Origin of the sequence: Clostridium brassicae (assembly GCF_026738875.1) — a bacterium.
Taxonomy (GTDB): Bacteria; Bacillota; Clostridia; order Clostridiales; family Clostridiaceae; genus Clostridium_H; species Clostridium_H brassicae.
This window is the reverse complement of the sequence record NZ_JAPQFJ010000001.1, coordinates 77,527-91,486: the sequence shown is the minus strand read 5'-3', so window position 1 is coordinate 91,486 and position 13,960 is coordinate 77,527. Positions and strand designations below refer to the sequence as shown.

General features: G+C 29.8%; 12 protein-coding genes. 2 read left to right on the top strand and 10 right to left on the bottom strand.

Going from position 1 to position 13,960, the window contains the following annotated elements; translation table 11 throughout:
• Positions 1-23: 23 nt before the first annotated feature.
• Positions 24-1,112 carry a glutamine-hydrolyzing carbamoyl-phosphate synthase small subunit gene (gene carA / locus OW729_RS00465; RefSeq protein WP_268059428.1) on the bottom strand — a complete coding sequence of 363 codons (1,089 nt, stop codon included), beginning with the start codon at positions 1,110-1,112 and terminating at the stop codon, positions 24-26.
• An 893-nt stretch (positions 1,113-2,005) separates the two neighbouring features.
• On the opposite strand from carA, the gene pflB reads away from it, so the two are divergent.
• Both pflB and pflA read left to right on the top strand, forming a co-directional pair.
• Entirely contained in the window at positions 2,006-4,252 is a 2,247-nt protein-coding gene (pflB, locus tag OW729_RS00460) for a formate C-acetyltransferase (RefSeq protein ID WP_268059427.1), read from the top strand.
• Between the two features lie 109 nt (positions 4,253-4,361).
• Positions 4,362-5,063: a pyruvate formate-lyase-activating protein gene (gene pflA / locus OW729_RS00455; RefSeq protein WP_268059426.1), complete on the top strand. Its 702-nt coding sequence runs from the start codon at positions 4,362-4,364 to the stop codon at positions 5,061-5,063.
• Positions 5,064-5,352: 289 nt separating this feature from the next.
• Here the strand turns inward: pflA and pyrE are convergent, their stop codons facing one another.
• The 9 genes from pyrE to OW729_RS00410 all read right to left on the bottom strand — a co-directional run bounded on the left by pyrE (position 5,353) and on the right by OW729_RS00410 (position 13,832).
• A complete protein-coding gene (pyrE, locus tag OW729_RS00450; protein WP_268059425.1) occupies positions 5,353-5,925 on the bottom strand; it encodes an orotate phosphoribosyltransferase in 573 nt (190 codons plus the stop codon).
• A 137-nt stretch (positions 5,926-6,062) separates the two neighbouring features.
• The gene (locus OW729_RS00445) at positions 6,063-6,962 is read right to left on the bottom strand and encodes a dihydroorotate dehydrogenase (RefSeq protein ID WP_268059424.1); all 900 of its coding nucleotides are present in this window, start codon (positions 6,960-6,962) and stop codon (positions 6,063-6,065) included.
• Positions 6,955-7,689, bottom strand: a complete 735-nt coding sequence (locus tag OW729_RS00440; RefSeq protein WP_268059423.1) for a dihydroorotate dehydrogenase electron transfer subunit — start codon at positions 7,687-7,689, stop codon at positions 6,955-6,957. The genes OW729_RS00445 and OW729_RS00440 overlap by 8 nt, the downstream gene beginning before the upstream one ends.
• Positions 7,690-7,742: 53 nt before the next feature.
• Positions 7,743-8,597 (bottom strand): orotidine-5'-phosphate decarboxylase, encoded by an 855-nt coding sequence (pyrF, locus tag OW729_RS00435; protein WP_268059422.1) that lies wholly within the window; start codon positions 8,595-8,597, stop codon positions 7,743-7,745.
• A 4-nt stretch (positions 8,598-8,601) separates the two neighbouring features.
• On the bottom strand, positions 8,602-9,792 hold the full coding sequence (locus OW729_RS00430) for a dihydroorotase (protein ID WP_268059421.1): 1,191 nt from the start codon (positions 9,790-9,792) through the stop codon (positions 8,602-8,604).
• 26 nt (positions 9,793-9,818) lie between these two features.
• On the bottom strand, positions 9,819-10,256 hold the full coding sequence (locus OW729_RS00425) for an aspartate carbamoyltransferase regulatory subunit (RefSeq protein WP_268059420.1): 438 nt from the start codon (positions 10,254-10,256) through the stop codon (positions 9,819-9,821).
• The gene (gene pyrB, locus OW729_RS00420) at positions 10,256-11,182 is read right to left on the bottom strand and encodes an aspartate carbamoyltransferase (protein WP_268059419.1); all 927 of its coding nucleotides are present in this window, start codon (positions 11,180-11,182) and stop codon (positions 10,256-10,258) included. Before pyrB ends, OW729_RS00425 begins: the two co-directional genes overlap by 1 nt.
• Before the next feature lie 338 nt (positions 11,183-11,520).
• Positions 11,521-12,285, bottom strand: a complete 765-nt coding sequence (locus OW729_RS00415) for an EFR1 family ferrodoxin (RefSeq protein ID WP_268059418.1) — start codon at positions 12,283-12,285, stop codon at positions 11,521-11,523.
• Positions 12,286-12,452: 167 nt separating this feature from the next.
• The gene (locus tag OW729_RS00410) at positions 12,453-13,832 is read right to left on the bottom strand and encodes a GntP family permease (RefSeq protein WP_268059417.1); all 1,380 of its coding nucleotides are present in this window, start codon (positions 13,830-13,832) and stop codon (positions 12,453-12,455) included.
• Between the last annotated feature and the right edge of the window lie 128 nt (positions 13,833-13,960).

The following is a 13,960-nucleotide window of genomic DNA, read 5'->3' as shown; positions in this document are numbered from 1 at the left end:
ATTAACTACCTCCTATTGTTTTGTTATATTGCTTTTCTTTCTACCTTGTTAAAATTCATTATGTCTATAAATTTATCAAACAAATAAGAAGAATCCTCAGGTCCAGGTGCTCCTTCTGGATGAAATTGTACTGAATAAACTGGTAAACTCTTATGCTTTATACCTTCAACTGTATTATCATTCAGATTTATATGAGTAATTATTACGTCCTTATCTTTTATACTTTCTTTGTCAACGGCATAACCATGATTTTGAGATGTTATATATGCTTTATCCTTTTCTATATCATACACTCCATGATTTCCACCACGATGTCCAAATTTCATTTTGTAAGTATCTCCTCCAAAAGCTAGCGCTAGGATCTGATGACCTAAACATATTCCAAAAGTAGGTTTTTCCTTTACTATTTTTTTTACATTCTCCACGACTTCAGGTACATCTTTTGGATCTCCAGGGCCATTGCTAAGCATAACTCCATCAGGATTAATACTCATTATTTCTTCGAAACTAGTATTGTAAGGAACAACTGTTATATCGCAATCTCTTAGTTTTAAGTTTTCTATTATATTTTGTTTTGCACCAAAGTCCATTAATACTACTTTTTTGCCTTTCCCAGGTATATTTATAATTTCCTTAGTACTTACTTCTTCAACAAATTTTTTTTCATTTTTATACTGCTTTATACACTTATCCAATTCCTCTTTTGTTAAGTTTTCACTAGTTATAACACACTTCATTGCTCCATGATCTCTTATTATTTTAGTTATACTTCTTGTATCAACCTCACATATAGCTACAGTATTCATTCTTTCAAGCATGTCACTTAAACTTTCCTCACTCATATAATTGGATGGCTCTTCACAAATATCCTTAACTATAAACCCTTTAGCATATATTTTTTCTGATTCATTTTCATACTTATTTACTCCATAATTTCCTATGAGGGGATAAGTCATATTTATAACTTGTCCAGCATAGGATGGATCAGTTAATATTTCTTGATAACCTGTCATGGAAGTATTAAAAACTAATTCACCTACTGCTGTACCTTTTGCTCCAAAACATTTCCCATAAAAAGTTACTCCATTTTCTAAATATAATATTCCCTTCACTACGTTTTCCTCCTCATAATTATAAATTTAAATTCATCTTTAAATTTAATATATCTATGTAAATTTATTCACAAATACTTTCAGTAGATCACTAAATTTCATATTATAACTTTGAACAATCGCATATTTATTCTATTTTTATTTATTAATATTTATTCATAAATATATTATATTTATACAAGATTATCATTTTAAACTTTTCATGTCAATATTACATAAAATAAAAACCTTCTACTAGAGAGTAGAAGGTTGAATTTTCATCAAGGATACATTTTTATCCTTAATAAAAGATAAATTCCAACACCTTTTTAATCTCTCTGGACTAAATTAAAGGTATAAATTCTTATTTAATTTTTAACTATGTTTTAAAAAATTATTTTTAAATAAACATTCATTCAAAACAAAATGTGTATAAATAAAAAACTTCTGCTGAAGGCAGAAGTGTAATACAAATCAATAGTTACTACATTATAACTGTATCATCACCTTTTTAGCCTCTCGGACTATGTTAAAGGTTATTTATTAAATTATTTACCAAATGTGTAATGTTAATAATACTAACACTATCATTCTGGATAATCATTTCTAAAACTTATCTATAAGATAGTAACATAATAACAAGAGATTGTCAATATATAATTAGTTATTTTTTTAACAATGTGTAAATTATATACATTTTATCATATTTTTTATTAATACGAACATTACATTCAAATTAAATGTATATATTCGTATATAATCGTTCAATAAATATTTTTTTATAAAAAATATTAACTTTTTTGTATTTTTGTCGTATAATCTATATATATACTTTTAGATTAGAATTTAAAAATTTATTTTATACTATAATATTGATATTTTTTTAACAATTTATATATTTAGGAGGCGTATATATGTTTAAAGAATGGACTGATTTTATTGAAGGTAATTGGACTAAATCTATAGACGTAAGAAACTTTATACAAAAAAACTATACTTTATATGAAGGTAATAATGATTTCCTTAAAAAACCTACTATAAAAACTAAAACTATTTGGGATAAGACATATAATCTTATAGTAGAAGAATTAACAAAAGGTGTGCTTGACATCGAAACTGAAAAATTTTCAAGTATAGATAACTTTGATGCAGCTTATCTAGATAAAGATAATGAAATTATTTTTGGATTTCAAAGCGATGCTCCTTTTAAAAGACTAGCTAATCCTTATGGCGGAATGAGAATGGTTCAGCAATCTCTAAGAGAATACGGATATAAACTAAAAGATGGTCTTAAAGAAACTTTCAGCGAATTTAGAAAAACTCATAATGAAGGTGTTTTTGATGCTTATACTAAAGAAACTAAAACTGCAAGACACGTGGGTCTTTTAACTGGACTTCCTGATGCTTATGGACGTGGAAGAATTATTGGTGACTATAGAAGAATTCCTTTATATGGTATGGATTTTCTTATAAAAGAAAAGGAAAAAGATTTTAAAAACATAAAAAGTCTTGGTTTAGAAGAAACTATAAGATTACGTGAAGAAGTTTCTGAGCAAATAACGGCAATGAAAAAAACAAAAAATCTAGCAGAAAGTTATGGAATAGATATTTCAAAACCTGCAAAAAATTCTAGAGACGCTGTACAATTTCTTTATTTAGGGTATTTAGCAGGTGTTAGAGAAAATAATGGTGCTGCAATGTCTTTAGGTAGAGTATCAACATTTATAGATATATATATAGAAAGAGATTTACGTAATGGATTAATAAATGAGGATGAAGCTCAAGAAATAATAGACCAATTCGTAATCAAATTAAGATCTATAAGACATCTTAGAACTCCTGAATATAATGAATTATTTGCGGGAGATCCTAACTGGATAACCGAATCAATTGGTGGTGTAGGTATAAACGGGAAACCACTAGTTACAAAAACTTCTTTTAGACTTCTTCATACTTTAACAAACTTAGGTCCTGCTCCTGAACCTAATATGACTGTATTGTGGTCAGAAAAGCTACCAGAAAGCTTCAAAAAGTATTGTGCTGAAATGTCTATAAAAACTGATTCTATTCAATATGAAAATGACGATCTTATGAGACCTATATATGGAGATGACTATGGAATTTCCTGCTGTGTTTCTGCAATGGCAGTTGGAAAACAAATGCAATTTTTTGGTGCTCGTTCAAATCTTGCTAAATCTTTATTATATGCCATAAACGGTGGTATTGATGAAATGCAAAAAGAGGACAATGGAGATTTGATTAATGTAGTACCTGGAATTAAATTAATAAATGATGAAATATTAGATTATGAAAAAATAAAAGAAAATTATTGGAGAGTTTTAGAATACGTTGCAGAACTTTATGTTAATACAATGAATACCATTCATTATATGCATGATAAATATGCTTACGAATCAGCTCAAATGTGTCTTCATGACACTCAAGTTCATAGATTTATGGCTTTTGGAATAGCTGGTCTTTCCTGCGTTGCAGATTCATTGAGTGCAATAAAATATGCTAAAGTTAAACCTATTAGAGATAAAAATGGGTTAGCTATAGATTTTAAAGTAGAAGGTGACTATCCTAAATTCGGTAATGACGATGATAGAGTTGATGATATAGCTATAGAAGTAGTTAAAAAATTCTCATCAGAACTAAAAAAACACCCTGCTTATAGAAATGCTGAACATACATTATCTGCATTAACTATAACTTCTAATGTTGTTTATGGTAAAAAGACAGGCACTACACCTGATGGTAGAAAAAAAGGTGAAGCTTTAGCCCCTGGTGCTAATCCAATGCATGGAAGAGATATAAACGGAGCTTTAGCATCTCTTAATTCAGTTGCTAAAATTCCTTATAGAGAATGGTGTCAAGATGGAGTATCTAATACATTCTCTATAGTTCCAAATGCTCTTGGTAAAGATGAAGATATGCAAATAGATAATTTAGTAGGTATACTTGACGGTTACTTTAGTCAAGGAGGATTCCACTTAAATGTTAATGTGTTAAACCGCGAAACTTTAGTTGCTGCTATGGAAAATCCTGAAAAATACCCTACTTTAACTATAAGAGTTTCAGGATATGCCGTTCATTTCAATAGACTTACTAAAGCTCAACAAATGGAAGTCATAAAAAGAACTTTCCATGAGACAATGTAATAATTAATATAATAAAGCAAGCGTAGTAGCTTGCTTTATTATTAGCTTATACTAAAACTTCTTTTAAAATTTAATTATTAAATATTGAACTTAAGGGCAGGTGGTAAAAATGATAAATGGTAGAATTCATTCTTTTGAAAGTATGGGGCTTGTAGATGGACCTGGTATTAGAAATGTAGTTTTTATGCAAGGTTGCCCCCTTAGATGTTTATTTTGTCATAACCCTGACACTTGGGATTTCAATAGTGGAACTGAGATTTCTAGTAAGGACTTAATAAACAAAATAATAAAATTTAAGCCTTACTTTAGAAATAATGGGGGTGTCACTTTTTCAGGAGGTGAGCCTTTGATGCAGCCTGAATTTCTACTTGAAATGTTAAAGCTGTGTAAAGAAAATAATATCCATACAGCCATAGATACTTCTGGATACGGAATAGGAAATTATGACGAGATACTCAAATATACAGACTTAGTATTATTAGATATAAAACATGTAAATAATGAAGATTTTAAAACCATTACAGGAGTAACTATAGACAAACTTAAAGAATTTATAGAAGCTATTAATTTCTCTAATACTAAAGTTTGGATAAGACATGTTGTAGTTCCTGGAATAACAGACTCTGATTCTCATATAAAAGAATTAAAAAACTTTATAAAAACAATAAAAAATATAGAAAAAATAGAATTACTTCCTTACCACACTTTAGGTGTAGAAAAATATCAGATTTTAAAGAAAGATTATAAATTAAAACATATAAAACCTATGGACAAGGTTTTATGTAAATCTCTTGAGAAAAAACTCCAATAAAGGCTTAGATACCTATATGTAACCTTCAGATGTAGAAAAAATTTTATCTGAAGGTTATATTTAAAAATATAAAATACAAACTATATCAATTCTATATTCATTTTCTTTATCGAAGTTCTTACCGCTTTATGTACTCTTTTTCTTTCTTACGAGCAGGGCAGACATCATTTGAATTTTAAACAGTTAAACTCAAAAAATCGCTTGTAATTTTCACAAGCGATTTTAAATAATACCTATTAAATTTGAATCTAAAAACATAACTCGTTGGTCTTCATAAACAATTTTTTATTTATTTTATCTTTCTACTTCCTGGTTTTACATATGGAATTCCTTGCTTACAAAGAGGACACTCTTCCTTATCAAAACTCTCGATTTCAAGCTCTATAGCACTATATATTGGATATTCTATATTGCTACTCTTTCTATCAACTATACAGCAAAGTCCAACAACTTCTCCTCCAAGCTCTTTTATTACTTCTGCAGTTTCTAAAGAAGATTTACCTGTAGTTACAACATCTTCTGTTATAAGTACTTTTTGTCCAGGTTTAATTTCAAATCCTCTTCTTAATGTCATTTTCCCATCTACTCTTTCTGTAAATATAGCTGGTTTTCCTAATTGACGTCCAAGCTCATAAGCTACAACTATCCCCCCCATAGCTGGCCCTAAAACTATATCAAAATCTATATTTTTAACTTTATCATAAACTATACTTAATACCTTTTCTGCTTTATCTGGATATTGTAAAAGCTTTGCACATTGAACATATCTATTACTGTGTCTTCCAGAAGATAGTAAGAAATGCCCCTCAAGTAAAGCTTCAACTTCCTTTAATATTTCTATTACATTTATATTGTTTTCCATGTCCTATTCCTCCTAATTTTTAAATAGTTATATACTTACTCTTAGTTTTATTAGCTTATAATCTAAAATTTATTAACTGCACTTCTCTATTCTTGTAAAAATTAATGATTATTAATGTTTTTCTCTTATTACATAGCCTATTTAATAATTCCTCTTATATCACTTAAATCTTTAATTCCTTCTTTTTTCATATACCCTTCAATACCACTTATTATATCTAAACATATATCTGGCTTCACAAAATTAGCGCTTCCTATTTGAATTGCATGAGCCCCTACCATAATAAACTCAAGAGCATCTTCTGCGTTACAAATTCCGCCCATTCCCACTACTGGAACATTAACATTTTTGCACACTTCATAAACCATCCTTAAAGCTATTGGTTTTATAGCTGGTCCTGAAAGTCCAGCAGTTACATTATTAAACACAGGTTTTCTCTTATTAATGTCTATTGCCATAGCTTTAAACGTATTTACCAAAGATATAGAATCTGCACCAGCTTCGCAGCACTTATAAGCCATACCCACTATATCCTCAGCATTAGGTGATAACTTAACCATCAAAGGCTTTTTACACACCTTTCTAGCTTCTGAAACTACATCATAAGCTACTTTAGATTTTATTCCAAATGCCATTCCACCTTCTTTAACATTTGGACAAGATATATTTAGTTCAATAATGTCTACCTCTGTATCATTTAACTTTTCTATACCTTTTAGATAATCCTCTGTAGTTCCTCCACCTAGATTCCCAAGTATAACTGTATCTAATTTAGTCATTTTGGGCAATTCATATTTTATAAAATCGTCTACTCCTGGATTTTGAAGTCCTACACTATTCATAATTCCACTACTAGTTTCGTGTATTCTAATTCCATCATTTCCTTCTTTTTTATTTATAGTTAATCCTTTAGTGGAAATTCCTCCTAGTTTTGATACATCATATATCTGTGAATACTCTTGCCCAAACCCAAACGTTCCAGAGGCTGCAATTACAGGATTCTTAAATTCTACACCACATATATTTACCTTAAGCATCTAAAACCAAATCCTTTCCATCAAAAACTGGTCCATCTTTACATGTCCTTTTGTTTCCTTCTTTAGTCTTACAAGTACATACTAAACAAGCTCCTATACCACAAGCCATTCTGTTTTCCATAGATACAAAAACTTGAACATCTTTTTCCAAACACATGCGAGTAACTTTTTCCATCATTATTTCTGGTCCACAACATACTACTACATTATATTGCCCTGGATTTAGTAAATCTGTTACATATCCTTTATGTCCTAAACTTCCATCTTCTGTTGCCAATTTTATATCTTCTACATGCTCCTGAAATTCTTTTATTGAATAGGTATCTCTTCTAAATCCACAGTATAAATCTATTTTTGAATCTTTTATCTCTCTTGCAAGGTACTTTAGTGGTGCAATCCCTATTCCCCCTGAAACTATGGCAACTTTGCCTTTTATCTTATCTAAATCAAATCCATTTCCAAGTGGCCCCATTACTTGAACTTTATCATTTATATTCAACTTACTAAAAAGCTTTGTTCCTTTCCCAACAATACTATATAAGAAAGTTATGCTGTCCTTATCTACATCATGTACACTAATTGGTCTAGGTAAGAAAGGTCCATCTTCCCAACACTTCAGCATATAAAACTGCCCCGGCTTTGCTTCAAATTTCCCCTTTACTTTAAGTTTAAATACCCCTGTAGATATTTCTCTATTCTCTATAACTAATTCTTGCGAACATATCATTTAAAGACTTCACCCTTTCTATTTTAATCAAAGTTTTTAGTAATTTTATCTAGTTACTTGGAAAGTACTTCTCTCATTTTTATAACTTCTTTTTTTGCACACTCAGCAAAATTTTCTTCTCCATTTTCGTATTTTTTATATGCTAGAAGAATCCCTCTTGAAGAATTTACAACTCCACCGTTACCATTTTTTAAATAAACTCCTGCTTCCTCTGCTCCTCCACCTTGAGCTCCAAATCCAGGTATTAAGAAGAATGTATTGTCATATTTTTCTCTTATCATTAATCCATCTTCTGCTGAAGTACATCCCACTACTGCACCTACCGAACTATATCCACAAGTTCCTAAACATTCCTCACCTAATTTTTTTAATTTTTCACCAACAACATCATAAACCTTCTTATCTTCTTTAGTGTCTATATACTCAAAATCTTTAGCGCCTTTATTTGATGTTCTGAGAAGAACGAATAACCCTTTTTCTTTATTCTTTACATATTCTATATATGGTTCTATACTATCCATGCCCATATATGGATTTATAGTTATAAAATCTGCTTCAAAATCTCCTTCAAAATGAGCTTTTGCGTACATTTCTGCCGTTTTAGAAATATCTCCTCTTTTTACATCTGCAATTGATATACATTCAACTTTTTTTATATACTTTAATGTTTTTTCATATGCCATAAGTCCTTTTATTCCATAAGCTTCGTAATATGCTATTTGTACCTTGTAGCACGCTGTATATTCTTTAGTAGCATCTATTATCTCTTTATTAAAGTTAAATATAGCATCTTCTATATTTTCAAATTGTTTAGCAAAACTCTTAGGAATGTAATTATAATCCGTGTCCAATCCTACACAAACATTTCCTTTCTTACTTACACTTTCATATAACTTATCTATTATCATTTTATTATTCCCCTTTCTTATACACCGTTCTTCCCTCTTTTAATGTAATTAAAATTTCTCCGAAGACTTTCATACCATCAAAGGGAGTATTCTTACCTTTTGATGCGAAACCCTGTGAATTTATTTCATATTCCTTATCTAAATCTATTAGTACTAAATCTGCATCATATCCTACAGTTAATTGTCCTTTTTTTAGTTTCATAATCTCTGCTGGTCTTTTAGACATTAGCCAAGATAATTTATTTAAACTTATTCCCTCTTCTTTAACAAGTTTTGTATAACTCACAGCAAAAGATGTTTCTATTCCAGATATTCCTGGTGAACCATTCTTCTTGTCTTCTTTGCTATGTGGTGCATGATCTGTAGCTATAGCATCTATATATCCATCCTTTATTGCTTTTATTAAATAATTTACATCTTTTTTATTTCTAATAGGAGGATTTACTCTATACTTAACTTCATCTGTCAAAGCTATATGATGAGGTGTAACTTCACATGTTATGTCATATCCTTCTTTTTTAGCTCTTATAATATCCCTCATAGCTTCTTTAGTACTTACATGAGCCATATGCAGACTACATCCTGTAAATTTGGCAAGAGAAATATCTCTCCAAGTCATCATATTTTCAGCCATTCGCATATCTACATTGCTCATTTCTGGACTTTCTGCATGAGATATAATTCTTATGTCTTTTTCTTTTGCCTTTACCATGGCATCTAACATAACCTTATTATTCTCTACTCCTTTTCCATCATCAGAAATAAATTTTACTTCATTACTTAGAGAGTCTAAATGGCTTATATCTTCTCCTTCTAAATTTCGTGTTATAGATACAACTTGATGAGAATCTACAAGTCCCACCTCATTTGTTCTTTTCATTACATAATCAAAAATTTCCATACTTGAACATACAGGATTTGTATTTGCCATTAAATTTACTGTAGTATACCCACCTTTAACTGCTGCTTTGCTTCCCGTTTCAATATCCTCTTTGTACGTAAACCCAGGTTCTCTAAAATGTGCGTGAAGATCTACAAATGCTGGCATAAGCACTTTTCCCTCTCCATCTATTACTTCACAATCTTTAGATAAATACTTACCTATTTCAAAGATTTTGCCTTTATATATATATATATCCCCATGAAAATCTTGTCCAAAATCTATCATTCTAACATTTTTAATTAGAAGTCCCATATTATTTTGCCCCCTTACTTTTACACTTAATATCTAAAAATTTCCTTTCCACAAGCCTCATCACAATATTTACATCTGTATTCTACATTTTCTTCATCTGCAAGATAAAATTGTTGTGGAATACCTTTTTCTACAGAAGTTATGCATCTAGGGTTTTGACATTCTAACACATTCTCTACTTCTTCAGGTAAACTTAAATTAATCTTTTCTTTTATCGTTTCATTTTGTATAACATTTATTGTAATATTAGGATCTATTAGACCTAATATTGTAAAATCTATATCTATGTGATTTTCAATTTTTATTATATCTTTCTTACCACATTTTCCACTATTAGTGTTCATTATTAAAGCTACAGGAAATTCTGCTTTAGATAAACCTAAATAATTAAAAATACTTATTCCTTCTCCTGCTTTAATGTGATCTATAACTATTCCATTTTTTATACTATCTATATTTAACATTATTCACACACCCCCAAAAGCTTTGCTATTAAAGCCATTCTTACATACATACCATATTTAGTCTGCTGAAAGTAACAAGCTCTTTTATCTTTGTCTACTTCAACTGATATTTCATTAACCCTTGGAAGTGGATGGAGGATAATCATATCTTCTTTTGCTAGTTTCATTTTTTCTTCATTTAAAACATAACTATCTTTTAATCTTAGATATTCTTCTTCATTAAAAAATCTTTCCTTTTGTACTCTTGTCATATAAAGTATATCTAATTTGTCAATTATATCTTCTAATCTATCTACTTCTAAAAATTCTATATTATTTTTTATAAGAATTTCTTTTTTTATATATTCAGGGAGTTTTAATTCTTCTGGAGATATTAAAATAAATTTATTATTAGGATATCTAGATAGTGCTTTAACTAGAGAATGGACAGTTCTGCCAAACTTCAAGTCTCCACAAATACCGATTATATGATTTGAAAAACTTCTTTTTTTACTCTTTATTGTTAATAAATCTGTAAGAGTTTGAGTTGGATGTTGATGACCTCCATCTCCTGCATTTATAACAGGAACACTCGAATTCATAGAAGCTACTCTAGCAGAACCTTCTTTTGGATGTCTCATTGCTATAATATCAGAGTATCCACTAACTACTGTTATAGTATCTGCTAAACTTTCCCCTTTTGTAGCTGAACTAGAATTTGAATCTGAAAATCCTAATACTCTTCCTCCTAATCTTAGCATTGCCGCTTCAAAACTAAGTCTTGTTCTAGTACTAGGTTCAAAGAAAAGCGTTGCAAGAAGTTTTCCATCACAAACTTTAGAATATTTTTCTGGGTTTTCAATAATATTTTCTGCAAGATTAAAAATCTCGTCTAATTCCTTTGTAGAAAAATCCATTGGATCAATTAAATTTCTTCCTTTTAACATAATATGTTCCTCCTTTTTAGTCTCACTGGACTATATTTAAAGGTATAAAAAAATGCCTTCTCTGTCAGAGAAGGCATACTTATCCTATAAATTATTTTAAAATTACCTTAAAATAATTTTAAAGTATATTCGTATCATTAGCGCAAGTATAAAAGCTCGCTACACCTTCCCTGTATCTCGTACAGAGTTAAAGGTTTCCTTATTAACTTTTAAGATATTGTACCATATAGGCAAATAAAAATCAATTGTTTTTACTTTTTTATTGCAATTAGTTTTAAATTTATCTCCTTATTATAGTCAACTCATTCCATTTGTTGTTTTTTAAAAACTTATTTGAATTATATTTTATATTGCTCAAATATTTCTCCCTTGTATCTAAATGCATTTACTGGACACTTATGAATACAGTGCTGACAAGAAATACATTTTGAATTAAAAGTAATTTTACCATTAGTCATATTTATATTATTAGTTGGACACTCATTAACGCATTTTTCACACTCTATACAAGTTTCTTCATCTACACTTAAATTCTTAAGAGCCCATTTCAAAGAATACCTATAGAACATGCTATACGCAATCTTCCCTAAAAAAACTCTTGCCTTAGAAACCTCTCTCATCATATCATTTCCAGCTAAAAAATCTCCAACTAAACTTTTCACCTTTTCTGCAGCAATTTTTTTCAATCTCTGTATTTCTTCTTCTGGGGTCTTTTTAAACATTACAATATAATAATTATTAGGCATTTCTATAAAATCTTTAATTTTAATTTCGATTTCTTTTTTTCTTAAAATATTATATAATTCCTCAACACCTGTTCCCTTAGAAGATGCTTGTGTAGAAAAAATTATGCACTGCTTTTTTGTACCTTTCTTAATATTGTCTTTAACCCATTCTATATAGTACTTTGGAAACATTTCTGCATGTATAGGTGAGCCAAAAACATAAAAATCATATTGTTCTTGGAGTGTTTTTTGAATGCTAGTATTTACTAAATCACATTCTACTCCTCTGCTTTCAAATTCTTTTTTAAACCTCTCAATAACATACTCAGTATTACCCGTACCTGAAAAATAAATTAGTGCTCCCTTCAAATTTAACACCTCCTAAAATAATTATATCTTAACTTTTTAAAATAAAAAAATCAAAACCTAGAATACACTAAATTATTCTAGGTTTATCTTGTTATTTAAATTTCATATTAATATATTTACGATGATAATTTCGATTTACTAATTAATATATTATATTCATACTAATCTCTATTTACTTATACCACTCCAAAACTTGCTAGTATAAGCACTATCACAAGTGTACAAATAGGAATAATAACAGAACACATACCTATATCTGCATAAGATTCCTTATGCGTTAATCCGCATATTCCAAGTAATGTTATAACTGCTCCATTATGTGGTAGTGAGTCTAGTCCACCACATGCTAAAGTTGCTATTCTATGAAGAACTTCTGGATTTATTCCTTTTGCTTGTGCCATCTGCACGTATTGTTGTCCGAGTGCTCCAAGTGCTATACTCATACCACCTGATGCAGAACCTGTTACACCAGCAAGAACGTTAACTGATATTGCTTCTGATACTAATGGATTACTTGATATTCCTAGAATTGCATTTTGTATAATAGCAAATGCCGCCAATGATTGAATAACATTTCCATATCCAACTTCTGAAGATGTGTTTGTAATTGCTAAAAGTGAACCGATAGCTCCTTGATTAACTGATTTTCTAGCATCTTTTAATCTACTTCTATTTGTAACTATAGTAAATACTATTGCTACAACTAATGAAATTATTAAACTCCAAATACCTTTTACTTTTCCTAATTCAGTTCCATAATCTTTTAAATATGATGCATCTATTCCTGAATAATATGATTTACCTAAAATATAATTAAGCACTAAAACTATAACTATAGGAACTATTGCAAGCCAAAAACTTGGTAAATTACTAACATCTACTCCACTAGAATTTTCATCAGGATGCTCTCCATATCCTTCTCCTGCTGTTGCTGCTTTTTTAGCTCTATATGTTAACCAAATTATTCCTCCAACACACATCAACACACCACCAACTATACCTAAAATTGGGGCTGCATATGCATCTGTTCCAAAGAAAGGCATTGGAATAGCGTTTTGTATCTGAGGTGTTCCTGGAAGTGCTGTCATTGTAAAAGTAAATGATCCTAAAGCTATAGATCCTGGTATTAATCTCTTTGGTATATTGGCTTCCCTAAATAGTTGGGTAGCTATAGGAAACACTGCAAATGCAACAACAAATAATGATACTCCACCATAAGTTAATACTCCACAAGATAATACAACTGCTAGAATTGCTTTATCCTTTCCTAGCTTAGTAGCAATTGTATGGGCAATAGATTTTGCTGCTCCTGAATCATCCATTATCTTTCCAAAAACGGCACCTAATAAGAATATAGGAAAATATGATTTACAATATCCTGCAAAATTTTTCATAAATATTTCAGTGTAGGTTGCCATTAAATGTGAATCTGTTCCACTATTCATAAAAGTTGCAAATAATGCCAAAATAGGTGCAAGTATAAGAACGGTTATACCTCTGTATGCAAGATACATTAATAAAACGAGAGATAAAATAATACCAATAACTCCCATCATATTGCATTCCCCTTTCACATTTTATTTGGAATACTCTCTTTATGTTATATAACAGGTTGTCCTATTTTCTTGGTATATTCTCCACTAAATATAATCTTTTACTTTCCTCCTTTCTCGTGTAAAATTGA

What these genes read in the sequence shown, in the direction of transcription:
- pflB (WP_268059427.1), top strand. Translation starts at nt 2,006, where the DNA reads ATGTTTAAAGAATGGACTGATTTTATTGAAGGTAATTGGACTAAATCT.
- pflA (WP_268059426.1), top strand. Translation starts at nt 4,362, where the DNA reads ATGATAAATGGTAGAATTCATTCTTTTGAAAGTATGGGGCTTGTAGAT.
- pyrE (WP_268059425.1), bottom strand. Translation starts at nt 5,925, where the DNA reads ATGGAAAACAATATAAATGTAATAGAAATATTAAAGGAAGTTGAAGCT.
- OW729_RS00445 (WP_268059424.1), bottom strand. Translation starts at nt 6,962, where the DNA reads ATGCTTAAGGTAAATATATGTGGTGTAGAATTTAAGAATCCTGTAATT.
- OW729_RS00440 (WP_268059423.1), bottom strand. Translation starts at nt 7,689, where the DNA reads ATGATATGTTCGCAAGAATTAGTTATAGAGAATAGAGAAATATCTACA.
- pyrF (WP_268059422.1), bottom strand. Translation starts at nt 8,597, where the DNA reads ATGATAATAGATAAGTTATATGAAAGTGTAAGTAAGAAAGGAAATGTT.
- OW729_RS00430 (WP_268059421.1), bottom strand. Translation starts at nt 9,792, where the DNA reads ATGGGACTTCTAATTAAAAATGTTAGAATGATAGATTTTGGACAAGAT.
- OW729_RS00425 (WP_268059420.1), bottom strand. Translation starts at nt 10,256, where the DNA reads ATGTTAAATATAGATAGTATAAAAAATGGAATAGTTATAGATCACATT.
- pyrB (WP_268059419.1), bottom strand. Translation starts at nt 11,182, where the DNA reads ATGTTAAAAGGAAGAAATTTAATTGATCCAATGGATTTTTCTACAAAG.
- OW729_RS00410 (WP_268059417.1), bottom strand. Translation starts at nt 13,832, where the DNA reads ATGATGGGAGTTATTGGTATTATTTTATCTCTCGTTTTATTAATGTAT.